The organism is Roseivivax sediminis (assembly GCF_900112685.1).
Lineage (GTDB): Bacteria > Pseudomonadota > Alphaproteobacteria > Rhodobacterales > Rhodobacteraceae > Roseivivax > Roseivivax sediminis.
The window spans coordinates 145,840-169,764 of record NZ_FOMS01000010.1 but is presented as its reverse complement, the minus strand read 5'-3'; the positions used below and the strand labels follow the sequence as shown (position 1 = coordinate 169,764).

At 67.6% G+C, this 23,925-nt stretch carries 28 protein-coding genes; 17 read left to right on the top strand and 11 right to left on the bottom strand.

Translation table 11 applies throughout. The features are described 5' to 3' along the window. The first annotated feature begins 41 nt into the window (after positions 1-41). Positions 42-644, top strand: a complete 603-nt coding sequence (locus F3H57_RS16095) for a DUF1285 domain-containing protein (protein WP_149756948.1) — start codon at positions 42-44, stop codon at positions 642-644. On the opposite strand, the gene F3H57_RS16090 is transcribed toward F3H57_RS16095, so the two are convergent. Together F3H57_RS16090 and F3H57_RS16085 are read right to left on the bottom strand one after the other, a co-directional pair. Continuing rightward, the gene (locus F3H57_RS16090) at positions 594-965 is read right to left on the bottom strand and encodes a hypothetical protein (RefSeq protein WP_188129713.1); all 372 of its coding nucleotides are present in this window, start codon (positions 963-965) and stop codon (positions 594-596) included. The two genes, F3H57_RS16095 and F3H57_RS16090, sit on opposite strands and share 51 nt — an antisense overlap. A gap of 75 nt (positions 966-1,040) precedes the next feature. Beyond that, positions 1,041-1,859 carry a sulfotransferase family protein gene (locus F3H57_RS16085; RefSeq protein ID WP_149756947.1) on the bottom strand — a complete coding sequence of 273 codons (819 nt, stop codon included), beginning with the start codon at positions 1,857-1,859 and terminating at the stop codon, positions 1,041-1,043. 162 nt (positions 1,860-2,021) lie between these two features. Between F3H57_RS16085 and F3H57_RS16080 the strand changes: the two genes are divergently transcribed. Next, a complete protein-coding gene (locus F3H57_RS16080) occupies positions 2,022-3,599 on the top strand; it encodes a DUF5928 domain-containing protein (RefSeq protein ID WP_149756946.1) in 1,578 nt (525 codons plus the stop codon). A 7-nt stretch (positions 3,600-3,606) separates the two neighbouring features. Continuing rightward, positions 3,607-3,975, top strand: a complete 369-nt coding sequence (locus tag F3H57_RS16075; protein ID WP_149756945.1) for a histidine triad nucleotide-binding protein — start codon at positions 3,607-3,609, stop codon at positions 3,973-3,975. Positions 3,976-4,216: 241 nt separating this feature from the next. On the opposite strand, the gene F3H57_RS16070 is transcribed toward F3H57_RS16075, so the two are convergent. Continuing rightward, complete coding sequence (locus F3H57_RS16070; RefSeq protein WP_149756944.1) at positions 4,217-5,206, bottom strand: ABC transporter ATP-binding protein; 990 nt, start codon at positions 5,204-5,206, stop codon at positions 4,217-4,219. A gap of 68 nt (positions 5,207-5,274) precedes the next feature. Between F3H57_RS16070 and F3H57_RS16065 the strand changes: the two genes are divergently transcribed. The 9 genes from F3H57_RS16065 (at position 5,275) to rpmE (ending at position 13,809) form a co-directional block, all read left to right on the top strand. Then, positions 5,275-5,454 (top strand): zinc-finger domain-containing protein, encoded by a 180-nt coding sequence (locus F3H57_RS16065; protein WP_149756943.1) that lies wholly within the window; start codon positions 5,275-5,277, stop codon positions 5,452-5,454. Positions 5,455-5,499: 45 nt separating this feature from the next. Continuing rightward, positions 5,500-6,201, top strand: a complete 702-nt coding sequence (gene trhA / locus F3H57_RS16060) for a PAQR family membrane homeostasis protein TrhA (protein WP_149756942.1) — start codon at positions 5,500-5,502, stop codon at positions 6,199-6,201. Between the two features lie 115 nt (positions 6,202-6,316). After that, entirely contained in the window at positions 6,317-9,361 is a 3,045-nt protein-coding gene (gene polA / locus F3H57_RS16055; RefSeq protein ID WP_149756941.1) for a DNA polymerase I, read from the top strand. 117 nt (positions 9,362-9,478) lie between these two features. Continuing rightward, positions 9,479-10,294, top strand: a complete 816-nt coding sequence (locus F3H57_RS16050) for a MipA/OmpV family protein (RefSeq protein WP_149756940.1) — start codon at positions 9,479-9,481, stop codon at positions 10,292-10,294. A gap of 63 nt (positions 10,295-10,357) precedes the next feature. Next, a complete protein-coding gene (gene rimM / locus F3H57_RS16045) occupies positions 10,358-10,873 on the top strand; it encodes a ribosome maturation factor RimM (protein WP_149756939.1) in 516 nt (171 codons plus the stop codon). Between the two features lie 251 nt (positions 10,874-11,124). Beyond that, a complete protein-coding gene (locus tag F3H57_RS16040) occupies positions 11,125-12,249 on the top strand; it encodes a hypothetical protein (RefSeq protein WP_149756938.1) in 1,125 nt (374 codons plus the stop codon). A gap of 61 nt (positions 12,250-12,310) precedes the next feature. Then, positions 12,311-13,129: a tRNA (guanosine(37)-N1)-methyltransferase TrmD gene (gene trmD / locus F3H57_RS16035; protein ID WP_149756937.1), complete on the top strand. Its 819-nt coding sequence runs from the start codon at positions 12,311-12,313 to the stop codon at positions 13,127-13,129. A 54-nt stretch (positions 13,130-13,183) separates the two neighbouring features. Beyond that, the gene (rplS, locus tag F3H57_RS16030) at positions 13,184-13,591 is read left to right on the top strand and encodes a 50S ribosomal protein L19 (RefSeq protein WP_149756936.1); all 408 of its coding nucleotides are present in this window, start codon (positions 13,184-13,186) and stop codon (positions 13,589-13,591) included. Continuing rightward, positions 13,588-13,809, top strand: coding sequence for a 50S ribosomal protein L31 (gene rpmE / locus F3H57_RS16025; RefSeq protein WP_149756935.1), 222 nt, complete (start codon positions 13,588-13,590; stop codon positions 13,807-13,809). Before rplS ends, rpmE begins: the two co-directional genes overlap by 4 nt. Before the next feature lie 70 nt (positions 13,810-13,879). On the opposite strand, the gene F3H57_RS16020 is transcribed toward rpmE, so the two are convergent. Then, positions 13,880-14,263, bottom strand: a complete 384-nt coding sequence (locus tag F3H57_RS16020) for a BLUF domain-containing protein (protein WP_188129712.1) — start codon at positions 14,261-14,263, stop codon at positions 13,880-13,882. A 274-nt stretch (positions 14,264-14,537) separates the two neighbouring features. Between F3H57_RS16020 and F3H57_RS16015 the strand changes: the two genes are divergently transcribed. Next, entirely contained in the window at positions 14,538-15,347 is an 810-nt protein-coding gene (locus tag F3H57_RS16015) for a division plane positioning ATPase MipZ (protein ID WP_149756933.1), read from the top strand. A gap of 15 nt (positions 15,348-15,362) precedes the next feature. On the opposite strand, the gene F3H57_RS16010 is transcribed toward F3H57_RS16015, so the two are convergent. Continuing rightward, on the bottom strand, positions 15,363-15,947 hold the full coding sequence (locus F3H57_RS16010; protein WP_149756932.1) for an HdeD family acid-resistance protein: 585 nt from the start codon (positions 15,945-15,947) through the stop codon (positions 15,363-15,365). Positions 15,948-16,069: 122 nt separating this feature from the next. Between F3H57_RS16010 and nth the strand changes: the two genes are divergently transcribed. Further along, positions 16,070-16,714: an endonuclease III gene (gene nth / locus F3H57_RS16005; RefSeq protein WP_149756931.1), complete on the top strand. Its 645-nt coding sequence runs from the start codon at positions 16,070-16,072 to the stop codon at positions 16,712-16,714. Continuing rightward, entirely contained in the window at positions 16,711-17,700 is a 990-nt protein-coding gene (locus F3H57_RS16000) for an adenosine kinase (RefSeq protein ID WP_149756930.1), read from the top strand. The genes nth and F3H57_RS16000 overlap by 4 nt, the downstream gene beginning before the upstream one ends. Before the next feature lie 245 nt (positions 17,701-17,945). On the opposite strand, the gene rpsP is transcribed toward F3H57_RS16000, so the two are convergent. From rpsP to ffh, 6 genes are all read right to left on the bottom strand, one after another. Beyond that, positions 17,946-18,320, bottom strand: coding sequence for a 30S ribosomal protein S16 (gene rpsP / locus F3H57_RS15995; protein WP_149756929.1), 375 nt, complete (start codon positions 18,318-18,320; stop codon positions 17,946-17,948). Positions 18,321-18,371: 51 nt separating this feature from the next. Beyond that, on the bottom strand, positions 18,372-18,671 hold the full coding sequence (locus F3H57_RS15990; RefSeq protein ID WP_149756928.1) for a chorismate mutase: 300 nt from the start codon (positions 18,669-18,671) through the stop codon (positions 18,372-18,374). A gap of 72 nt (positions 18,672-18,743) precedes the next feature. Beyond that, a complete protein-coding gene (locus tag F3H57_RS15985; protein WP_149756927.1) occupies positions 18,744-19,265 on the bottom strand; it encodes a GNAT family N-acetyltransferase in 522 nt (173 codons plus the stop codon). Further along, positions 19,262-19,777: a GNAT family N-acetyltransferase gene (locus F3H57_RS15980; RefSeq protein ID WP_149756926.1), complete on the bottom strand. Its 516-nt coding sequence runs from the start codon at positions 19,775-19,777 to the stop codon at positions 19,262-19,264. Before F3H57_RS15980 ends, F3H57_RS15985 begins: the two co-directional genes overlap by 4 nt. Next, the gene (locus F3H57_RS15975) at positions 19,774-20,325 is read right to left on the bottom strand and encodes a GNAT family N-acetyltransferase (RefSeq protein ID WP_149756925.1); all 552 of its coding nucleotides are present in this window, start codon (positions 20,323-20,325) and stop codon (positions 19,774-19,776) included. Before F3H57_RS15975 ends, F3H57_RS15980 begins: the two co-directional genes overlap by 4 nt. A 139-nt stretch (positions 20,326-20,464) precedes the next feature. After that, positions 20,465-21,976, bottom strand: a complete 1,512-nt coding sequence (gene ffh, locus F3H57_RS15970) for a signal recognition particle protein (protein ID WP_149756924.1) — start codon at positions 21,974-21,976, stop codon at positions 20,465-20,467. 293 nt (positions 21,977-22,269) lie between these two features. On the opposite strand from ffh, the gene smpB reads away from it, so the two are divergent. Together smpB and sseA are read left to right on the top strand one after the other, a co-directional pair. Beyond that, positions 22,270-22,743, top strand: a complete 474-nt coding sequence (gene smpB / locus F3H57_RS15965) for an SsrA-binding protein SmpB (RefSeq protein WP_149756923.1) — start codon at positions 22,270-22,272, stop codon at positions 22,741-22,743. A gap of 315 nt (positions 22,744-23,058) precedes the next feature. Continuing rightward, positions 23,059-23,916, top strand: coding sequence for a 3-mercaptopyruvate sulfurtransferase (gene sseA / locus F3H57_RS15960; protein ID WP_149756922.1), 858 nt, complete (start codon positions 23,059-23,061; stop codon positions 23,914-23,916). The last annotated feature ends 9 nt before the right edge of the window (positions 23,917-23,925 follow it).

The window sequence follows — 23,925 nt, the reverse complement described above, 5'->3', positions numbered from 1 at the left end:
CAGTGGGAATGGTATCGTGACGGGAAGGAATGGCAAAAGCTATGACATCACAAAATTCCGTGACGCCCGCAGAGGCGCCCTCGGCCGACGGGATCGCCGCCTCGGCGCGCGCTGCCAAGGGCAAGGGCCTGCCCCCAGTGCACAAGTGGAATCCGCCGTTCTGCGGCGACCTGGACATGCGTATCGCACGGGACGGCACGTGGTTCTACCTCGGCACGCCGATCGGCCGGTTCGAACTGGTGAAGCTGTTCTCGTCGATACTCAAACGCGAGGACGATAAATACTTCCTTGTCACGCCCGCCGAAAAGGTCGGCATCACCGTGGACGACGCGCCCTTCGTGGCCACCGATTTCACCGCCGAAGGATCGGGCGAGGCGCAGGCGCTGACCTTCACCACCCATGTCGGCGACAGCGCCGTCGCCGGCCCCGACCACCCGATCCGGGTGGAGCGCGACCCCGAGACGGGCGAGCCGTCGCCCTACATCCTGATCCGCGACGACCTGGAGGCGCTCATCGACCGCAAGAGCTTCTATCGGCTGGCAGAGATCGGCGCCCATCACGAGGTGGAGGGCGAAAACTGGTTCGGCCTCTGGTCAGAGGGGCGGTTCTTCCCGATGATTCCGTCCGCCGATCTGCCGGAGTGATGCCGCCCGGGCGCCCCGCTCGGGGCGCCGGGCCTCGGCCGCCACCCGCACGGGAATGAGCGGACGGTGCCCGCCGCCGTGGCCGCCTTCGTCCTCGGCCATCAGGAAGATGCGCGCGCCGGTCTGCGCGCCGGCAAAGACGATGCCGTTGAAGAACCACAGCAGGAACAGCGCGAGCATGCCGTCGGCGGAGCCAAGGATCAGGTGGCGCAGGCCCGCCACATCCCCGGCAATCAGCAGGCCGACGAAGATCCCCGACAGCGCGAAGCCGACGATCCAGTTGCGAACGAAAAGAGCGACGAGCGGCGGAAGAGAGCGCATGGCGGGGTTCCCGAAATCTACACCGGTAACATTAGCACCGATCCGCCGCGGGTCACGCGCGGCGGTGTCGCAGGGTCAGTCGCCCAGCTTGGCATGCACCTCGTCGAGGTCGATCTCTCCGATCGGCATCTTGTTGGCCGGATTGCCGAAATCGTATTTGAAGAGCTGGAAATCGCGCCAGTAGATCTCTTTCATCAGGTGCATCGAGAGATCGTCGAAATAGTCCTCCACCGGGTGCAGGCGCTTGGGGCCATGCCCTTCGCTTTCGTTGAAGCGGGGAATCGTGGCCAGATCGACGGGCTGCGGCGTGTCTGTTGCCCCGAGCACCTCGGCCATGCCGTCGTTGAAGCTTTCGGTCCAGAAGATCTTGTCGTAGCGCCCGCCATTCACGATGAAGGTGCTGATATGTCCCGACATCGCCGACCAGTGGATGTCGGGCTCCATCGGCCGGCGCCAGCGGATGGTGTCGCGCGCGAACAGCAGGAATCGCCGGAAGCTGCGAATCTGGTCGAACGCCTCCTGCCCGTCGGGGCCGCCGACCTCGATCCCGTATTTCTGGATCAGCAGCGGCACGAGGTTGCCGCGGTAGCGCTTGCCGTTGCGCTGGATGCCGCAGATCTTGTCGAAGAACGACGACAGGATGCGGCTGTAGGGATTGCGCACGCAGGTGAAGGCGTAGGCGGAGCGCGTCTTGACGTTTGCGCGGATCGCCGGTTGGCTGTCCTCGCGCGCCCATTTGTGCAGACCGGCGGTGGCGTCGTGGATGTCGCCGTCGAAGAACGCCCCATGGTCCGAGAAGTACATGATCTGCCCGATGGTGGAGCAGGCGCATTTCGGCACGACCCGATACACCATGCTCTCGCTTTCGGTCATCCAGGTGCCCGGAAACCCCATGCCTGCCCGTCCCGCCTCGTGCGATCCGCTCCACGTCGGCGTCTGTCTCGCGCCGTCTTGCGGATGCCGCAAAAAAGAAACCGAAGCGTATTCATTCAACGCCTCTTTATCACTATCAACATGAACAATCCGCCGAAAAGAGGGCAAAAGTTCTAGCAGGCCATGGCAAAGATCGCCTTCATCCTTCTGTGTCACAAGGACCCGGAGGCCATCGTCAAACAGGCGCAGAGCCTGACGGCGGTCGGCGATTGCTTGGCGATCCATTTCGACGCCCGCGCGCCGGCCGCCGCCTACCGGCAGATCCGCAGCGCGCTTGCCGATAACCCGAACGTCGTCTTCCCGAAAAAGCGCGTCAGGTGCGGCTGGGGGGAATGGTCTCTCGTGCAGGCGACGCTGAGCGCCGTCGAGGCGGCGGTGGAGGCGTTCCCGCGCGCAACGCATTTCTACATGCTCTCGGGCGATTGCATGGCGATCAAGTCGGCCGAATACGCGCACGAATTCCTCGACCGGCGCGATGTCGATTACATCGAGAGCTTCGATTACTTCAAATCCGACTGGATCAAGACCGGCTGGAAGGAAGAGCGGCTGATCTACCGCCACTGGTTCAACGAACGCACCGCGAAGGCGGCGTTCTATGCCATGTTCGAGGCGCAGAAACGGCTGGGCCTGACGCGCAAGATCCCGGACGATCTCGATATCATGATCGGCTCGCAATGGTGGTGCCTGCGCCGGTGCACCGTCGAACGGGTGCTGGGCTTCGTGCGGCGCCGGCGCGACGTGGTGCGCTTCTTCGCGTCGACCTGGATCCCGGACGAGACGTTCTTCCAGACGCTGGTGCGCCATCTCGTGCCAGAGCCCGAGATCGAGGGTCGCGCGCTCACCTTCCTGCTGTTCACCGATTACGGCATGCCGGTGGTGTTCCACAACGACCACTACGACCTGCTTCTGGGCCAGGATTTTCTGTTCGCGCGCAAGATCAGCCCGCACGCGACGGAGCTGCGCCGCCGGCTCGGCGTGCTCTATTCCTCCGAGGGCGCGCGCTTCCGGGACTCCGGCGAGGGACGGACGCTGTTCGAGTTCCTCACCGCCAAGGGCCGCATCGGCCACCGCTTCGCCCCCCGCTTCTGGGAAACGGAAAGCTCGCTTGGCCGCGAGCGCGCGCTGATGATCGTGGTGTGCAGGAAATGGCACGTCGCCAAGCGGCTGGTGGAGCGGATCCGGCAGGTGACGAACCTGCCCTGCATCGACTACCTCTTCAACGAGGAGGCCACGCCGCTGCCCGATCTCGGTGGGCTGCAATCGACGCTGGGCAAGCGGCACCGCCACCGGCGGGCGCTGGTGCGGATGCTCTTCGACTATTACGAGACCGACCGGCTGATCGTCTGCCTCGATCCCGCGAACCTCGACCTGCTGGAGGATTTCTGCCGCGACCGGGCGCAGACCAGGGTGCTGGAGGTCGAGTGCGAGTTCGCGGACAGCTATCTCGTCGGCCAGGCGATGCGGATGGGGCTGGCCGGCGACCGAACGCCGCCGGAGACGCTGCGCCGGCTCCTGCCGACGATCCGCAACGACATGATGCACGAAAGCGATCGCATCCGCGACGGCGCGTTCGACAACCTGCTGCGCATCCGCGAGGGGGACACGCCCGACGTGAACGCCGATCCGCTTGCGCGTTTCCTGGGCGTGCCCCATGACAAGGCGCGCGAGATCGCGGAAACCCACCACCTGTTCGCCGATTGAGGATCCCATGGCCTATTCGTACGACTCCGAGAACATTTTCGCGAAGATCCTCCGGGGCGAGATCCCGAACGACACCGTGCTGGAGACCGAGCACAGCCTCGCGTTCCGGGACATCGCTCCGAAGGCGCCGACCCACATCCTGGTGATCCCCAAGGGTGCCTATGTGAACTTCGACCACTTCGCGCAGACGGCGCCCGAGGCGGAGATCGTCGATTACATCCGCGCCGTGGGCGAGGTCTGCCGCCAGGCCGGCGTGGAGGACGACGGCTTTCGCCTGATTTCCAATGCCGGCCGCCACGGCGTGCAGGAAGTGCCGCACCTGCACGTCCACATCGTCGCCGGCCGCCCGCTTGGCCGCATGCTCGCAGCCGACTGATCCGGCGGCGCCGCGTGCCGCGGCACAGGATCTGTCGCCGCCCGCCTTCGGCAGGCGGCACCGCGCCCATGACAGCGTGACGCGCGGCCCCTGGGGCTTGGTCCCGGTTGGACGGTCGGATGCCTCCGGCGGGAGTATTTCGGCGCCCAAAGAAGCCAGAGACGCGTCTTCCGGCTTCTTTGGGCCTCAAATACTCCGGGGGGTGCAGGGGGCGGAGCCCCCGCCCGGCGCGGCGGGGCCGTCAGGCGGAGCGACGGTGGTGCGCGCCGCGGGTGAGCGACAGGAACACGTCCTCGAGGTCGGCCTGTTCGGTGCGCACGTCCGCGATGCGGATGCCGGCGCTGCGAACCGCGTCGAGAACGCGCTCGGCACCGGTCTGACCGGCGTGGTAGGTCACCGCGATGGAGCCGTCCTCGCGCCGCTCGGCCTCGAGGCCCGGGCCGCTCGGCAGGGCATCGGTGTGCTCCTCGGGCTGGATCACCATGGTTCGGGCGTCGATCTGGCCGAGCAGGCTGGACGTGCGGTCGCGTGCCACCACCGCGCCGTCGTCGATGATGGCGATCTCGCCGCACATCTCCTCGGCTTCCTCGAGGTAGTGGGTGGTCAGGATCACGGTCATGCCGCGCTCCTCGTTCAGGCGCCGCACGTTCTCCCAGAGCATCTGGCGAAGTTCGATGTCGACGCCCGCCGTCGGCTCGTCGAGGACCAGGACGTGCGGCGCGTGCACCAGTGCCTTGGCCAGCAGCAGCCGCCGCCGCATGCCGCCCGAGAGCGTGCGGGCATAGGCGTCCGCCTTGTCCTCGAGGCCGACCATCCGGAGGATCTCGTCCGAACGGCGCCGCGCCTTCGGCACACCGTAGAGCCCGGCCTGCACCTCCAGCGCGCCGCGCGGGGTGAAGAACGGATCGAGATTGAGCTCCTGCGGCATCACCCCGATCGAGGCGCGCGACTGGCGCGGGTTCACGTCCTGGTCCCAGCCCCAGATCCGCACGCTGCCAGAGGACTTCACCACCAGCCCTGCGAGAATGTTGATGAGCGTCGACTTGCCCGCACCGTTGGGACCCAGAAGCCCGAAGACCGACCCGCGCGGCACCGTCAGATCGACGCCGCGCAGCGCCTCCTTCGCGGGCTGGCCGCCGCGTCCGGCATAGGTCTTGGTCAGTCCCTCGATGCGGATCGCGTCCCCGGCCGTGCCGTTGTCGACGCTGTCGCCGCCGCCGTTCCCGTGCATGTCTTGCCCCTTGTCTGCCCGTCGGTCATAAGCGCAGCTAGTGCCCGGGACGCCAAAGGGGAAGTGTGATGGCCCAAGACGCGCCAGAAACCAAGATCGTCGACACATACCGCGTGGCCTGCGACGGCGGCGAGGGGGCGCTGGGCCACCCGCGGGTCTGGTTGCAGATCGCGGAGGATGTCGGCTGGGTCGAATGCGGCTATTGCGACGCCAAGTTCATTCATCGCGACTTCGAGGGCAAAGTGTGATCCGCCATACTTTGTCGCCGCGCGCTTAGCGGTTATCTTCGACGTATGGACGACACTGCCCGAGCCGAGCTGACCCGACCGACCGAAACGCGTGCCTACTCCCCGGCGGAGGAGGCGAGCGACATGGTCGTGCACGTCGCCGCCCTCGTGCTCGCGCTGGCGGCGGTGCCGGTGCTGATCACGCTCACCGCGGTGTGGCGCGGGGATGCGGCCGGGATCGCCGGCGTGTCGGTCTACGGCGTGACGCTGATTCTCATGCTTCTCTGCTCGCTGCTCTACAACCATGTCGGCCGGCCGCGCTGGACCGGGCTGTTCCGCCGGCTCGACCATTCGGCGATCCATTTCAAGATCGCCGGCACGTACACGCCCTTCGCGCTTCTGTCGGGGGCGGGCGGCACGCTTCTGACGGTGATCTGGACGGCCGCGGCCGGCGCGACGGCCTTGTCCTTCGTGCTGCGTGAACGCTCGGCGCTTGTCGGGATCGGCATTTGCCTCGGCATGGGCTGGGCGGTGGTGATCGGCGGGCGCGACCTGCTGGCGGTGCTGCCCCTTTCGGTGATCGTGCTGATGCTGGTGGGCGGGGTGCTCTATTCGGCGGGCACGCTGTTCCTGATGGCCCCGCGCCTGCCCTATCACAACACGATCTGGCACGGCTTCGTGGTCGCCGCCTCCATCGTCTTCTATGTGGCGATCTTTCTGTGCGCGGCGCTCGCGCCCGATGGTGTGGCCGAAGCGGTGATCGGCTGATCCGCGGGAGCGCGCCGGCGCCAAACGTTGGCCCGTTGCGGTCGGTGCAGCGCTGGCGGCTTGCGATGGATCGTGTCAGAACCCGGCACAGCGGCAACCGGGCAGGAGACGAGGAATGCCAGAGAGTTTCGGCAAGGGCAGCCACCTGCACCTGATCGACGGGTCGGCCTTCATCTTCCGCGCCTTCCACGCGCTGCCGCCGCTGACGCGCAAGTCGGACGGGATGCCCGTCGGCGCGGTACAGGGATTCTGCGACATGCTGCGCCGCTATGTCGGCCGCGACCACGGGGAGCATGCGCCCACCCATATCGCGGTGATCTTCGACAAGGGCTCGCACACGTTCCGCAACGATCTTTACGATCTCTACAAGGCCAACCGCGAGGAAATGCCGGAGGACCTGCGCCCGCAGATCCCGTTGACCCGCCGCGCGACCGAGGCGTTCAACATCGCCTGTAAGGAGGTCGAAGGCTTCGAGGCCGACGACATCATCGCCACGCTGGCGCGGCAGGCGCGCGAGGCCGGCGGATCGGTGACCATCGTGTCCTCGGACAAGGACCTCATGCAGCTTGTCCGCGACGGGGTCGTGGTCGAGCGTCCCGGCATCCAGGGCAAGCCCGACGAGCGCGTCGATTCGGACGGCGTGCGCGCCCGCTTCGGCGTCGGGCCTGAGCTGATGATCGACCTTCAGGCCATCGCCGGGGACACCATCGACAACGTACCGGGCGTGCGCGGCGTGGGCGTGCCGACCGCGTCGATGCTCTTGCAGGCGGTCGGCCCGGTGGAGGGGCTTTTCGACGAGGCTGAGCGCGAGCGCATTCTCGGGGACCTCGCGGCAGAAATCGACGAGTGGACAGCCGAGGTCGAGGGCAGGCTGGAGCGCAAGGTCAAGCTCGGCTCCAAGGCCGATGCGGGCGAGATCGTGCGCGTCCTTTCGGGCGAGGAGGTGGGCGAGTTGTCGCCCAAGGAGCTGGAGGCGCTGGCCGATAAGGGCAACGACGCCGCGGCGCAGCTGATGCGGATGCGCAACCTGCAGAAGGTGATCCGCAATGTCGCGCCGAAGGTCGCGGCGGCGGCCGAGGATGTGCGTCTGTCCAAGAAGCTGGTGACGCTGGACGAGCGCACGCCGCTCGACTTCGCGCTGGAGGATCTGGAGGTGCGTGCGCCGGATCCCGATGCGCTGCTCGGCTTCCTGTCGGAGATGGAGTTCCGGTCGCTGTCGCGCCGTATCGCCGAGACGCTGGGCACCGAGGCCCCCACCATCGCGGAGAAGGCGGCGGAGACGGCGGACACCGCACCGGCTGAGCAGCCGCCCTTCGAGGTGGGCTCTTATATCTGCATCCGCGACATGGAGACGCTCGGCACCTGGATCGGCAAGGCGCGTGAACGCGGCTGGGTCGCCATCGACACCGAGACCACCGGCCTCAACGAGATGACGGCGGAGCTTGTGGGCGTCTCGCTCTGCATCGAGGCGGGGGAGGCGGCATACGTGCCGCTCGCCCACCGGGCCGAAGGGGACGGCGATCTTTTCGGGCCGGGGGACATTCTGCCCGACCAGGTCGAGAAGGGCGCGGCGCTCGCCGTGCTGAAGGACCTGCTGGAAGATCCGGCGGTCATGAAGATCGGCCAGAACATGAAGTACGACGCCAAGATCCTCGCCCGGTGCGGGATCGAGATCGCGCCGATCGACGACACGATGCTGATGTCCTACGCGATGAACGGCGGCGCGCACGGGCACGGCATGGACGTTCTGTCCGAACGCTACCTGTCGCACCAGCCGATCCCGATCAAGGAGGTGATCGGCACCGGCAAGGCGCAGAAGACCTTCGATCTCGTGCCCATCGAAGACGCCACCCGCTATGCCGCCGAAGATGCCGACATCACCCTGCGACTCTGGCAGCTCTTCAAGCCGCAGCTTCACCGTGCCCGCGTCACCCGCGTCTACGAGACGATGGAGCGGCCGCTCGTCCCCGTCCTCGCGACGATGGAGATGCACGGCATCAAGGTCGACCGCGACACGCTGTCCCGCATGTCCGCCGCGTTCAGCCAGAAGATGGCGGGACTCGAGGCCGAGATCCACGAGCTTGCGGGCGAGACCTTCAATGTCGGCAGCCCCAAGCAGCTTGGCGAGATCCTGTTCGACAAGATGGGCCTCGAGGGCGGCAAGAAGGGCAAGACCGGTGCCTACGCCACCGGCGCCGACATCCTGGAGGATCTAGCGACGGAGCACGAATTGCCGCGCCGCATCCTCGACTGGCGGCAGCTGTCCAAGCTGAAATCGACCTACACCGATGCGCTGCAGGAGCATATCAACCCGGTCACGGGGCGGGTGCATACGTCGTACTCCATCGCCGGGGCCAATACCGGCCGGCTCGCCTCGACCGAGCCGAACCTGCAGAATATCCCCGTGCGCTCCGAAGAGGGGCGGCGCATCCGGGAGGCGTTCGTGCCCGAGGACGGCCGCGTGCTGGTCAGCCTCGACTATTCGCAGATCGAGCTGCGCATCCTCGCCCATGTCGCAGGGATCGAGGCGCTGAAGCAGGCGTTCCAGGAGGGTCAGGACATCCACGCCATGACCGCGTCCGAGATGTTCAACGTGCCGATGGAGGACATGACGCCCGAGATCCGCCGCCAGGCCAAGGCGATCAATTTCGGGGTAATCTACGGCATTTCGGGCTTCGGCCTCGCGCGCAACCTGCGGATCCCGCGCGGCGACGCGCAGGGCTTCATCGACCGCTATTTCGAGCGCTTCCCCGGCATCAAGGCCTACATGGACGACACCGTGGCCTTCGCGAAGAAGGAAGGCCGGGTGGAGACGCTGTTCGGCCGGGTGATCCATACGCCCGAGATCAACGCCAAGGGGCCGCGTGCCGGGTTCGCCCGCCGCGCCGCGATCAACGCGCCGATCCAGGGCACCGCCGCCGACATCATCCGCCGCGCCATGGTGCGGATGCCGGACGCCATCGCGCCCCTCGGCACGAAGGCGAAGATGCTGCTGCAGGTCCACGACGAACTTCTGTTCGAGGTCGAGGCAGACGCCGCAGAGAACCTCATCGCCCGTGCCAAGGAGGTGATGGAGGGGGCCGCCGATCCGGTGGTGCATCTCGACGTGCCGCTGGTCGTGGAGGCGGGGCAGGGGGGAAGCTGGGCCGCGGCGCACTGAGGTCGGTGCCCGTTGCGCGATTCCCACGCAACAGTGACGGTGGCGCGCTTGCTCTGGTCGGGATCGCAGGTCAGACTACCTGCGATCCCGACCAGAGGGCACGAAGGACAAACCTACATGACGTTCCGCATCGCCGCCGCCGCCGCGTGTCTCGCGCTTGGCGCAACTTCCGTCGCCGCACAGTCCACGGACGGCTCGGCGCCCGTGATCTCCACCCAGTCGGCCGATCCGGGTCTGGTCTTCACCCTGCGCGGCGGGGTCGGCACGGCGCCGGAATATTTCGGCTCGGACGAATACACGGCGGTGCCGGATCTCGGCTTTGCGCTGAACCACCTCTCGCTCGGCGGACGCAGCTTCGGCAACCCCGATCCCTGGGCCGAGGCGCGGGGCTTCGGCGTCGGCGGGTCGTTCCGGTATATCGGGGAGCGTGACTCGGGCGACTTCGACGATCTCGACGATCTCGACGGGCTGGACGACATCGACGCGGCCGTCGAGCTGGGGGTGCGGCTGCGCTACACCGGGCAGAACTACATGGTCTTCGGGGACATCCGCCGCGGCTTCGGCGGGCACGAGGGCATCGTGGGCGAGCTGGGCGCCGATGCGATCCTGCGTCCGACCGACCGGCTGCGCGTGACCTTCGGCCCGCGCGCCTTGTATGGCTCGGACGAATACGCCTCCACCTATTTCGGCATCGACAACGACGAGGCTGCAGGCTCGCGCTATGCTGCCTACGACGCCGACGGCGGCCTTCTGTCCACCGGGCTGGAGTTTGGCATGCGCTACCAGCTTTCCGACAATTGGGGCATCGAAGGCGCGGTGACCTACGACGTCTTCCGCAACGACGCCGAGGACAGCCCGATCGTGCGCCGCGGCTCGGACGACCAGTGGGGCGCGCGCATCGGCATCACGCGCACCTTCTCCATCGGCGGTTGACCGGGCGGCGGCGTCTCGGCGCGGGCTTGCGCGCCGGGTTCGCGCCGCGCTAATCCGATCAGCATGGATGACGACAACCGGATATGTGTGGGGGCCATCGGCGGCGCCTTCGGCGTGCACGGAGAGGTGCGGTTGAAGAGCTTCACCGCCGACCCCGAGGCCATCGCCGATTACGCGCCGCTGGCGTCCGAGGACGGCGCGCGCAGCTTCGAGGTGCAGATCGTCCGGGCGATCAACCAGGGCTTCGCGGCGCGGCTCTCCGGCGTGCGCTCCAAGGAGGATGCCGACGCGCTGAAGGGCGAGCGGCTCTATGTCCCGCGCGAGAGGCTGCCGCAATTGCCGGATGACGAGTTCTACCATGCCGACCTGATCGGGCTCGAGGTGGTGGATACCGGCGGCGCGCGGCTGGGCCGGGTGCGGGCGGTGCAGAACCACGGCGCCTCCGACCTTCTGGAGGTGCAGGCGCCCGGCACGTCGTCCACGGTCCTGCTGCCCTTCACGCGCGAGGCTGTGCCGACCGTCGACCTCGCCTCCGGCCGTATCGTCGCCGATCCGCCGCACGGGCTCTTCGACGACTGAGTCGCCGCTGCCCGAGACGGGTCACAATTCGACGTGCATCCGCCGGCACATTGACGCCGGCCATTGCAACAATCCGGTCATGTCCGCTGAACCGTTCCCGAAAACGCCACGACCGTGACGGGTTTTGTTCAGGCCCGTCGATGTTCTGCCGCATTCTCTGACTAGTTTCGCAGCGGGCACCGATCCCGGGAGATAATGCCTTGCGACTGAAGCGAAAACGCGCGCTCGCCTATCTCATTGGCGCGACGCCTGTGGTCGCCGCCGGCGCAGTGTTCGATTCTGTGCAAGCGGCAAGCGGCGCGTTCGCGACCCATCCTGTGATTGCAGGGGGCGCGCTCCTCGGCATGGCCGTTGCCGCCGCGCAAGGACCGGGCGGCGAAGCGGTGGTGCCGACGCTGATGGCGGCCGGCCTGCTGCATCCGCGCGCCCGTCGCAGGCTGCCCGACGACTTGCCCGAACCGGCCCCGCGCCGGGCCCAGTTGGCGGCGCGACTTGCGGACGCGGCGTATGATGTCGGGACGGACGGACCCGGCCTGACCGGCTTTGCGGCGCCGCCGCATCCGGATGCGGCAATCGCCACGATCCTCGCGCGGATCATGGGCAATTGGGGCGCCGCGGAGCCCGAGGCGCTGAGCGATGCGCAGGTGCTCGACCTGGTGCTGCTCGACCGTTTGCTGTCGGCGTCGGCCACTCAGGCGGGCAGCCTTTCGACGCTCTTCGGCAATCCCGAGAAGGTGCTCGAGCTTCACGCGAGGGTGGAAGAGATTGCCCGCAAGCGCGATCTCTTCGATCGCCAGAGCGAGGCGCTCGGCGCCGCGCAGCGCGTGTGGGCGCGTCAGCAGGCGGGCGACCGACCGACCGATCCCGTCGCGGCACTGGCGCGGGTCGACCGGCCCGATGCCGATCTCTACCACCACGTTGTGGCCGGTCACGATCCGGATGATCCCGCGCAGGCGGAGGCGGCGCAATGGTGCGCGCTGCACCCCGCCGCCGATCGCGCGACCGTGGCGCTGTACCTGGCGCGGACCGCGGAGGCCGGTCTGCCCGCGCGCGCCGCGCGCAGCGACGATCGCGACTGGCTCGACGGGTTCTCGAAGATCCTCGCGCAGTGGCGGGACGGCATCTATACGCGGGGGGAACTGGCGCTCGATCCGCCGGATGCCGTGCTTGCGGCGGGTCCGTGCCTCGCCGCAGAGATCGAGGCGGTCGCACAGACCCTCGGCACGTCGCGCCTGCCGCAGCCTTGCGGTCTCTTCGTCGAGTATCGCGGCCGGGTTCCCCGACCGCGCGCGAACTGGGATCTCGCCTCGGGCGCCATGACGGCGGTACCGGATCCGATCGATTATTATGATCGAAGCGTGCTGAGCATCGCCTGAACCTTTGCACCCGACGCCGGAGCGGGCTAGAGCAACGCGGCCCAGCCAACGGGGAAGCCCCATGTCGGACACGCCGCGCTCGCACGGTCGAAAGAGTATCACGCCCTCCCTTCGCCCACGCGAGCTGTCCGCGCCGGGCGAATTGCGCGGCGTCTGGAAGGCGCAGGTGATCACGCTTTTCCCCGAGGCGTTTCCCGGCACGCTGGGCCTGTCGCTGACCGGGCGGGCGCTGCGCGAGGGCCTCTGGCAGCTAGAAACGGTCGTCCTGCGCGATTTCGGCGAGGGTCGGCACCGCAACGTCGACGACACGCCGGCCGGCGGCGGCGCGGGCATGGTTTTGCGCCCCGACGTGATGGGCCGCGCGCTCGACGACGCCCGCGCCCGCATCGCGCCCGAGGCGCCGATCCTATACCTGTCGCCGCGCGGCCGGCCCTTCGAGCAGGCGCGCGCGCGGGCGCTCGCGTCCGGCCCGGGCATGACGCTGATCTGCGGCCGGTTCGAGGGTCTCGACGAGCGCGTGCTGGAGCATTACGGTGTCGAAGAGGTCTCCTTGGGGGACTTCGTGCTCACCGGCGGAGAGATCGCGGCCCAGGCCTTGATCGATGCGACCGTCCGCCTTATACCGCGCGTGCTCGGGAATCAGGAATCCGTGGAGGACGAGTCCTTTTCGCACGGTCTCTTGGAGCACCCGCAGTATACCAAACCGGCTGTCTGGAACGGTCGCGCGATCCCCGAAGTGCTTCTCTCGGGCCATCATGCGAAGATTACCGACTGGCAGCGGGCCCAGGCCGAAAGGCTGACACAGATAAGACGACCTGACCTCTGGCGGGCTTGGCGTGCGGCGCATGGCAGGGACCCGGAAGAAGACCAAGAGCTCTGAGGATCGCGAGACACCTTTGCGGGACCACCGCAAGCACATTCAGGAGATGGTCAGATGGACCTGATCGCGACACTCGAGGCGGAGCAGATCGCCTCGCTAGGGAAGGATATTCCCGATTTCAAGGCCGGTGACACCGTGCGCGTCGGCTACAAGGTGACCGAAGGCACGCGCACCCGTGTGCAGAACTTCGAAGGCGTCTGCATCAGCCGCAAGAACGGCCAAGGGATCGCCGGCACTTTCACCGTCCGCAAGATTTCCTTCGGCGAAGGCGTGGAGCGCGTGTTCCCGCTCTACTCGACCAACATCGAGGCGATCACCGTGATCCGCCGCGGCAAGGTCCGCCGCGCGAAGCTCTATTACCTGCGTTCGCGTCGCGGCAAGGCGGCCCGTATCGCCGAAGACGTCAATTACAAGGTGCTCAAGGGCGACGGCAAGAAGCCGGTGCAAGGATCGTCGACATGAAAAAGAACATTCATCCCGAATACCACACCGTCACCGTGAAGATGACGGACGGCACCTCGTTCGAGACCCGCTCGGTCTACGGAGCGGAGGGTGACACGATCACGCTCGACATCGACCCGACGGTGCACCCGGCCTGGACCGGAGGGTCCTCGCGCTTGATGGACACCGGCGGCCGCGTGTCGCGGTTCAAGAAGAAATACGAGGGCCTGGGCTTCTGAACGCCTCTGCCACCCTGGCACGACGCGACGCCGGCCCTTCGGGTCGGCGTCTTGCGTTTCGGGGTATCTGTCAGTGGATGGTTGCCGTTTCCAGCGCGGCCTCGGGGTCGATGCGGGCGACTTCCTCGAGGTCGGAGCCCGGATCGTCGCTCGGTCGCTGGACGTAGTTCAGACCCGGCGCGCCGAGTCGCGGTGTCGCGTCGGGCCGGTCGTTGAGCACCGTCACATCGTAGTGGCGGCGATCCTCCAGCATCCGCTCCAGCGCGGCGCCGACCATGTCGGCCGGACCCTCCATGACCTGGAAGAACCGATCCCCACGTTTGATCAGCACCGACGCCACCCCGTCACGGCGATTGTTGCGATCGCCGTCACGCAGGATGTCGAGGTTCTCGATCGCGCTGTCCTTCAGGTAGGTGTGGCTGGTCATTACCAGTCGCCGGCACCGATCCGTCATGCGCAGGTCCTTTCGAAGGTCTGCCGCACCTGTCGCCGAAGGCAGGAATACGGACAGCGGAGAACGTGATGAGTAATCATTACTCCACTCCATGCCTTATCGCGCATGGAATACGTCTTGTCCAGCCGTAGCGCGCTCCGTGCAACGTGCGGCGGCCCGGCAACGATTGCCGCGAGCCGCCGCGATGCGCGCTTTTCCGCCACCGGCATACAAGATATGGAGGCCGGAGAGGCGCGCAAGCGACATATCCGGCGTCAATCACGGGAAATTAGCCTTGGCTCACATTATCGTCGTCGGCAACGAAAAGGGCGGCGCCGGCAAGTCCACCGTGTCCATGCACGTGGCCACCGCGCTGGCGCGCATGGGGCACGCGACCGGGGTGATCGACCTCGATCTGCGCCAACGTACCACCGGGCGCTACATCGACAACCGCCTTGCCTACCTCTCCGCCGAAGGGCTGGATCTCGCCAGCCCCCGTGTTCTCGATCTGCCGGAGGTAGACGCTGCGAAACTGGCCGAAGGCGAGAACGAGCTCGATCACCGGCTGTGGGCGGCGATGGCGACGCTGGAGCCCGAGTGCAGCTTCATCCTGATCGACTGCCCCGGCTCTCACACCCGTCTGAGCCAGGCGGCACATTCGGTGGCCGACACGCTGATCACGCCCCTCAACGACAGTTTCGTCGATTTCGACCTCTTGGCCCGGATCGCTTCGGACGGTGAGAAGATCCTCGGACCCTCGGTCTATTCGGAGATGGTCTGGAGCGCGCGCCAGCTGCGCGCCCAGGAAGGGCTGCGCCCGATCGACTGGATCGTGCTGCGCAACCGGCTGGGCACGCAGAACATGGTCAACAAGAAGAAGATGCAGCAGGCGCTGGACCGGCTGGCCAGGCGCATCGGCTTTCGCGTCGGTCCCGGCTTTTCCGAACGGGTGGTGTTCCGCGAGCTTTTCCCCCGCGGGCTGACCCTTCTGGACCTGCGCGACGTGGGGGTGCGCCAGCTCAACATCTCCAACGTCGCCGCCCGGCAGGAGCTGCGCGACCTCATCAAGTCGCTCAAGCTGCCGGGCGTCGAGGTGTCGTTCTGAAGGCCGCAGGGCCTGTCACTGCCGCTTGCGCACCGCGAGTGCCAGCGCCACGGCCCCCGCGCCGGAGGACAGTAGCTCCACCCCCAGGAAGATGCCCAGAAGCCCGACGGCGCCCGCCGGCACAGCGAAGAGAACCAGAAGGCCGAGCAGCGCGCTGACCGCGCCGGCGCCGGCCATCCAGCCCCAGCCGGTTTCGGGCCGGATGCGGGCGGCCATCCACATGCGCAGAAGGCCCACGGCCAGGAAAAACGCCCCGATCAGGACGGTGAGCGAGAAGATCCCCGCGATCGGGTTGATCCACAGCGTCAGGCCGAACAGGGCCAGCACCGCGCCGAAGACCACGGCCAGCACCTTGCTGCCGGTGCCGTCGAGGCCGCGCAGGCCCATCACGGATTGCACGATGCCGCCGACTATGAAGAACCCGCCTGCGATTGCGGTCGCGGTGAGCGAGGCGACGAAGGGATTGAGGAAGGCGCAGAAGCCCCCGACGATCAACAGGATGCCGAGGGCGAAGGTCCATTTCCAGTCGGGGCCCGCTGCCGCCCGATCCGCAAGATCGCGGCCGGCGGCGTGGGCGTCGATATGCGGTGTTTCTGTCATCTCCGTCTCTGCCTCAGGTCATGTGATATCTGTCGAGGAAACGGGCCGCGGGGCCAGCGTGTTCCGGTCGCGGCCGGTTACGGCGTTGTAACCCGGGGCCAGACCCGGCATAGACGGGCGCGATGGCCAGGCAGCTCGACTATCACACGATCCGCGCGATCTTCGACCGCTTCCACGCGGCCGAACCCGAACCGCGCGGCGAGCTCGAGCATGTAAACGCCTTCACCCTCGTCGTCGCGGTCGCGCTGTCGGCCCAGGCGACGGATGCGGGCGTCAACAAGGCGACACGCGGCCTTTTCGCAATCGCCGACACGCCCCGGAAGATGCTCGATCTGGGCGAAGAGGGCGTGATCGCGCATATCAAGACCATCGGGCTTTATCGCAACAAGGCCAGGAACGTCATCAAGCTCAGCCGGATCCTCGAAGAAGAGTACGGCGGCGAGGTGCCCAATTCCCGCGCGGCTCTGCAGTCGCTTCCCGGGGTGGGGCGCAAGACGGCGAACGTGGTCCTGAACATGTGGTGGCGCTATCCGGCGCAGGCGGTCGACACCCATATCTTCCGCGTCAGCAATCGCACCGGCATCGCCCCGGGGCGGGATGTCGTCGCCGTGGAGCGCGCGATCGAGGATCACGTGCCCACGGACTACCTGCAGCACGCGCATCACTGGATGATCCTGCACGGGCGCTACACCTGCGTTGCCCGAAAACCGAAATGTGCCGCCTGCGTCATCAACGATCTGTGTCAATTCGAGGACAAGACCATATGAAACGCTATCAGGTTGTCGGTATCGGCAATGCCGTCGTCGATGTGATCACCCGGTCCGAGGACAGCTTCCTCGACCAGATGGGAATCGAGAAAGGCATCATGCAGCTGGTGGAGCGCGACCGCGCCGAGTCGCTCTACGACGCGATGCAGGAGCGCCTCCAGGCGCCCGGCGGATCGGTCGCCAACACGCTCGCCGGGCTCGGCAATCTCGGGCTGAAGACCGCCTTCATCGGGCGCGTGAAGGACGACGAGCTCGGCCGGTTCTATTCCGGCGCGATGGAGGAGTTCGGCACCAAGTTCATCAATGATCCGGTGGCGGAAGGCGAGCTTCCGACCTCGCGCTGCATGATCTTCGTCTCGCCCGACGGCGAGCGGTCGATGAACACCTATCTCGGCATCTCCTCCGAGCTCGGCCCCGACGACGTCGACGAAAGCGTCGCAGCGGAGTCCGAGGTGGTGTTCCTCGAGGGGTACCTCTTCGACAAGGACAAGGGCAAGGACGCCTTCATCCGCACCGCGCGGGCCTGCCGCGGCGCCGGCGGCAAGGCCGGGATCGCGATCTCGGACCCGTTCTGCGTCGAACGGCACCGGGACGACTTCCTCAAGCTGATCGAGAACGACCTCGACTACGTCATCGGCAACGAGGCGGAGATCCGCGCGCTCTACCAGAACGACGATCTCGACGCCGACCTCAAGGCGGTCGCAGAGATCTGCCCGCTGGTCGTGTGCACCCGCTCGGGCGACGGCGTGTCGATCATCCGGGACGGCGTGCGCACCGATATCGCGGTCGAGAAGTCGGTCCCGGTGGACGCCACCGGCGCGGGCGACCAGTTCGCGGCCGGGTTCCTCTACGGCCTTGCCACCGGCGCGGACATGGAGACCTGCGGGCGCATGGGCCATGCCGCGGCGGGCGAGGTGATCTCGCATATGGGGCCGCGGCCCGAGACGTCGCTTCCCGACCTGTTCAAGCAGAAGGGCCTGATCTGATCCCGCGGCGCGCGCGGGGCGCGCTCACTATTCTTGGGGGCCGAGCCCCCAAACCCCGCGTCCGGGGGCGCTGCCCCCGGACCCCCGGGATATTTCGGGGCAGATGAAAGCCCGGCGCGACAACGGTCCGGGTGCGCAAAGGCGCCAGATGCCAGTCTGGAACGAAACCGCCCCGCAGCCGGGCTGCGGGGCGGTTCCTTTTTCGGCGTGCGGGTGCGGCGCGCACCGTCGCGCCACAGGCACTGTCACTCGGCCGAGGTTTCCTCGGCGGCGGCCTTTGCGGCCTCTGCCTTCTCGGCGCGGGCGGCGGCGCGTTCCTGCGCGGCCTTGCCCGGCGTGCCCTTCTTGGGGTTGGAACGCTCTTTCTTCTCGACGATGCCGGCGTTCTCGAGGAAGCGCTGGATGCGGTCGGTGGGCTGGGCGCCCTCGCTCAGCCAGTACTGCACGCGCTCGGTGTTCATGATCACGCGGCGCTCGTCGCCCTTGGGCAGGAGCGGGTTGTAGGTGCCGAGCTTCTCGATGAAGCGGCCGTCGCGCGCCATGCGGCTGTCGGCTGCGACGATGGAATAGTGGGGGCGCTTCTTGGAGCCGCCGCGGGCGAGCCGGATCTTCATGGCCATGGTACAAGGTCTCCTGTCTTTTCGATGATCGGGGTGGGCGAACGGCCCACCCTAGGATTGGTGTCTGCGATGGTGCTGGATGACTTCCTGAATGATGAAATTCAGGAACTTGGCGGCGAAGTCGGGATCGAGATCCGCGCGCTCCGCCAGGTCCTTGAGCCGCGCGATCTGGTCGTCCTCTCGCGCGGGGTCGGATGCGGGCAGGTCGTGCTGCGCCTTGAGGACGCCCACGGCCTGGGTGTGCTTGAAGCGTTCGGCCAGCGTGAAGACGAGGATCGCGTCGAGCCGGTCGATCGAGGCGCGGTGCTCCCTTAACAGGGCCGCGGCGCGGGTAGTGGCGTCTTCAGTCAAGGGCCCGGCCTTTCGGTGTGAAGGGGAGCGAGGCGGCTGCCGAGTCCTGGGGGCCGGCGCAAACGATACGGTTCATGCCGGCACCTCGGTTACGGCATCGAGGCGGAACGCGCGTTCGTCCGCGTAACGCACCGGCAGCGCCGGATCAGGAACGGCGCCGAGCGCCTCGGCGACGCGGGCGCTGGCCGTGTTCTGCTTGTGCAAGATGGCGGTGAGCAGCGGCAGGCCGAGCGCGCCGAAAGCGTGGTCGCGCACCGCCCGGGCGGCCTCGCTGGCATAGCCCCTTCCCTCGAAGGCGCCGTCCCAGAGGGTCCAGGTGATCTCCGGCGCGCGGGCTTCGTCGGTCTGCAGGAGGCCGGCATGGCCGAACGCCTCTTCCGATCCTTTCAGGCAGATCGCCAGCCGGCCGAAACCGCGCATCTGCCAGTGTCCGATCATCGCGCAGAACTTGTTGAACGCGTCCGGGCGGGCATACGGCCCGCCGACGAACTGCGCCCGTTCGCTGCCGCAATAGGCGGCATAGGCGTCGAAATCCGTCGCGCGGAGCGGGCGCAGTGTCAGCCGCGCGGTCTGCAGGATCACGCGTTCGCTCATGCCGCGGCGCCCTCGGCCTCTGGATGGCGATAGACGTGTACCGGCTGGCCGCGCAATTCCGTCTCGCGCTCGAACACCGCGCCGAGCCGCTCGGCGAGCCGCAGGGAGCGGGCGTTGTCCGGGCGGATGAAGCTGATCGGGGCGGTGATGCCGAAATGCTCCGCCGCCGCGTGCCGCGCCGCGAAGGCCGCCTCGTAGGCATAGCCGCGGCCTTCCCAGGCCTCGAAGATGCCGTAGCCGAGCTCGGGCTCCGGCCAGTCGACATGATGGACGATTCCGGCATAGCCTACCGGCTCCCCGGTCGTGGCGCGCGCCGCAACCCAGAGCCCGTAGCCCTGCAACTGCCAGTGTCCGGCCATCTGCAACATGCGCTGCCAGGTCTGCACGCGGTCGAGGGGCCCGCCGACGAACTGCGTGCGGGGGTCGGCGTAGAAGGCGACGAAATCGCCCAGGTCGGTGATCCGCAGCTCGCGCAGGACCAGGCGCTCGGTTTCGATCCTCGGGACGGTCATCGCGTCGCCTCCGCCGGGCCGGGATGTCGCCAGAGCTCGTCCTCGCCCATCATGGGGTTGTCGTAGGTGCGTTCGTAGACCGCGCCGAGCCGCGTCGCGAGCGCCTTGGAGCGGACGTTGTCCGGCTTGATGTTCGAGGTCAGCGCGGGCAGGCCGAGCGCGTCGTAGGCCCAGCCGCGCGCGGCCAGCGCGGCCTCGTAGGCGATGCCGCGGCCCTCGTAGCGGTCATAGACCACCCAGCCGACCTCGGGTTCGGGCCAGCCTTCGGGGTTCCAGATGCCGCAGATGCCGGCGGGGGCGCCGGTTTGCCGGTCCTCGACGGTGAAGTAGCCGTAACCGTGGATGTGCCAGTGTCCGATATTGCAGGCCCACCAGCGCCACGCCTCCGCCCGCGTCATCACCGGCCCGAAGCCGAGGCAGCGGGGATCGGCGTGGAAGGTCGCGAGCGCGTCGAAATCGCGCAGCTCGGGGGAGCGCAGGCGCAGCCGCTCGGTCTCCAGGACCGGCGCCGGGGTGAGCGGCGCCCGGGTTTCGGCGATGAGCGTCATGCGCGCACCGTGGCCGGTTGCCGGCGAACATGCGGGACGGCGGCGCAACCGACCCCCTCCGGCGCGGGGATGCCCACGCGAATAGCGATGGCAGGTACGGCCACGGCCCTTGCGGACCCGTCTGCGCAGCGCCGCATGGTCACTTCTTCTTCCCGAAGCCGGACATGCCGGGGGGCAGGCCCTGGCCGCCGCCCATGCCGCCGCCGGGGCCGCCCATGCCGCCGGGCATCTTGCCGCCCATGGCCTTGGCCGCGGCTTCCAGCTGCTTGGGATCCATCTGGCTGGGATCCATCCCGCCGGGCATGCCCCCCTTGCCGAACATCCCGGACATGGCCTGCTTGAGCGCGCCGCCCTTGCCCATCTTCTTCATCATGTCGCCCATCTGGCGCTGCATCTTCAGAAGCTTGTTGAGCTCGGACACTTCGAGGCCGGACCCCTTGGCGATCCGCTTCTTGCGGGACGCCTGAAGGAGCTGCGGATTGGCACGCTCCTTCTTTGTCATGGAGTTGATGAGCGCGATCTGGCGGCGCAGCATGGAATCGTCGATGCCCGCGCCGTCCATCTGCTTGGCCATCTTTCCCATGCCGGGCATCATCGACATCATGCCCTCCATGCCGCCCATCTTCTGCATCTGCTCGAGCTGCATCTTCAGGTCGTTCATGTTGAACTGACCCTTCTGGAAGCGCTTCATCATGCGCTCGGCCTGTTCGGCCTCGAGCGTCTGTTGCGCCTTTTCGACCAGCGCGACGATGTCGCCCATGCCGAGGATGCGGCCGGCGACGCGGTCGGGCTCGAAGGTTTCGAGCGCGTCCATCTTTTCGCCGAGGCCGACGAACTTGATCGGCTTGCCGGTGATCGCGCGCATCGACAGCGCCGCGCCGCCGCGGCCGTCGCCGTCCATCCGGGTCAGCACGACACCCGAGATGCCGATGCGTTCGTCGAAATTCTCGGCCGTGTGCACCGCGTCCTGACCGGTCAGGCCGTCGACCACCAGCAGCGTCTCGCGCGGGTTGGCGACGTCGCGCACGGCGGCGACCTGGGCCATCAGCTCTTCGTCGATCGACAGGCGCCCGGCAGTGTCGAGCATGTAGACGTCGTAGCCGCCAAGCGATGCCTGCGTCTTGGCGCGCTTGGCGATGGCGACCGGGTCCTCGCCCTTGACGATGGGCAGGGTGTCGACGCCGATCTGCTTGCCGAGGACCTCCAGCTGTTCCATCGCGGCGGGGCGCTGGACGTCGAGAGAGGCCATCAGGACCTTCTTCTTGTCGCGCTCCGTCAGGCGCTTGGCCAGCTTGGCGGTGGTCGTGGTCTTGCCGCCGCCCTGCAGGCCGACCATCAGGATCGGGGCCGGGGCCTGATCGATGCGCAGCTCGCCCGGCTCGCCTTCGCCGGACAGGACTTCGATGAGCTCGTCGTGGACGATCTTCACGACCTGCTGGCCGGGGGTCACGGACTTGGTCACCGCGGCGCCGGTCGCCTTCTTCTCCACCGCCTTGATGAAATTGCGCGCCACCGGCAGCGACACGTCGGCCTCTAGGAGCGCGACGCGCACCTCGCGCAGCGCCGTGCGCACGTCATCCTCGGACAGCGCGCCCTGCTTGGTCAGCCGGTCGAAGACGCCGCCTAGGCGGTCTGAGAGATTTTCGAACATGGGCCGTCTGGCCTCCTTCTCGGATCGTCTCGGGTGCCCCGAATTTAGGGGCGCGGGCGCGGTCTCACAAACGGTGTTCGGGCCGAACGACAAGTGCCCCCGTGGGCGCAACGCGCTGACGGAGGGCGATCCCGGGCACGGCCTACGGGACCGGAAGCAGATTCACTTCCGGAGGTCGAGGGGCGGATACGCCGGGCACGGCGCGGAGTCAAGTCTGCGGAGACGGTGGCGAGTGGCGGGCAGGCCCCCTATGTCGTGGACTCGCCGCGACGCACAGGATAGACCGCTCTGCCATGGCCAAGGACAAGGACAACCCGAACTACAAGGTGATCGCCGAGAACCGGCGGGCGCGCTTCGACTATGCCATCCAGGAGGATATCGAGTGCGGCATCGTGCTCTGGGGCTCCGAGGTGAAGTCGCTGCGGCTCAACACCGCGCAGATCGTGGAGAGCTATGCCGAGGTGAAGGACGGCGAGCTGTGGCTGATCAACAGCTACATCGCGCCCTACGAGCAGGCGATGTTCGGGCACGAGGACCGGCGGCCGCGGAAGCTTCTGGCGTCCAAACGCGAACTGGCGCGGATGTGGAATGAAACCAGCCGCAAGGGCATGACGCTGGTGCCGCTGGTGCTGTACTTCAATCATCGCGGCATCGCGAAGATCAAGATCGCCATCGCCAAGGGCAAGAAGACCGTCGACAAGCGCGAGACCGAGGCCAAGCGCGACTGGAACCGCCAGAAGCAGCGGCTTCTCAAGGAACACAACTAGGGCGGCCAGCGGCGCCCGCTCCGGTGCTTCCGTCGGAACGGCATTCGCGCTGGATAGGGGGCGAAGGCCGCCGGGCTCGACGAGCCGCGGCTCGAGGCTGTGCCGCTTGCGTTTTGGTCGGACGAGGTCCTGCGGGCTGCCTGTCGATTTCGAGCGCACCATGGCAGCCGTCCGGCCGGCGAGGGGCCAGCCCCTCGCGCTCCCCGGGATATTTGCGGGCAGATGAAACAGGGGCGCCGTGGAGGGCGCGTGCCCTTGCCTCGGGACGGCCCCCGTCCTAATCACGAAGGCAGGCGGAGGACGAAAGGCAAAGCTATGGCCGAAGACGATCCCAAGACGCTGGTGTCGACCGACTGGCTGGACCGGCACCTCAAGGATCCCGACCTGCGCGTGCTCGACGCCAGCTGGTACCTGCCGGATGCCGGCCGCGACCCAAAGGCCGAGTACGCCGAGGCGCACGTTCCGGGGGCGCGGTTCTTCGATATCGACGATCTCAGCGATCAGCGATCGTCCTTGCCGCACATGGCGCCGCCGCCCGAGAAATTCATGAGCCGGATGCGCGCCATGGGCGTGGGCGACGGCCATCAGGTCGTGGTCTACGACGGCGCGGGGCTGTTCTCGGCCGCGCGCGTGTGGTGGCTGTTCCGGCTGATGGGGCACGTCGATGTCGCCGTGCTCGACGGCGGTTTCCCGAAATGGCGCGCGGAAGGGCGCGCGACCGAGGATCTGCCGCCACTGGTGCGCGACCGGCACATGACCGTGCGGCGCCAGGCGCAGATGGTGCGCGATGTCACGCAGGTCTCGTCGGCCTCCAAGCTCGGCGATCACGAGATCGTCGATGCGCGCAGCCCCGGCCGCTGGCGCGGCGACGAGGCCGAGCCGCGCGCCGGCATCCGCGCCGGCCACATCCCCGGATCGCGCAACGTGCACTACGCGACGCTGCTGTCCGAGGACGGCACCATGAAGGCCCCCGAGGAGCTGCGCGCCGTGTTCGAGGCGGCAGGCCTCGACCTGTCGAAGCCCGCGATCACCACCTGCGGATCGGGCGTGACCGCGGCGATCCTCAGCCTGGCGCTGGAACGGATCGGCAAGACCGACCATTCGCTTTACGACGGGTCGTGGTCCGAATGGGGCGCCTCGCCCACCGTGCCCGTCGCGACCGGAGACGCCTGACCGCCCCCC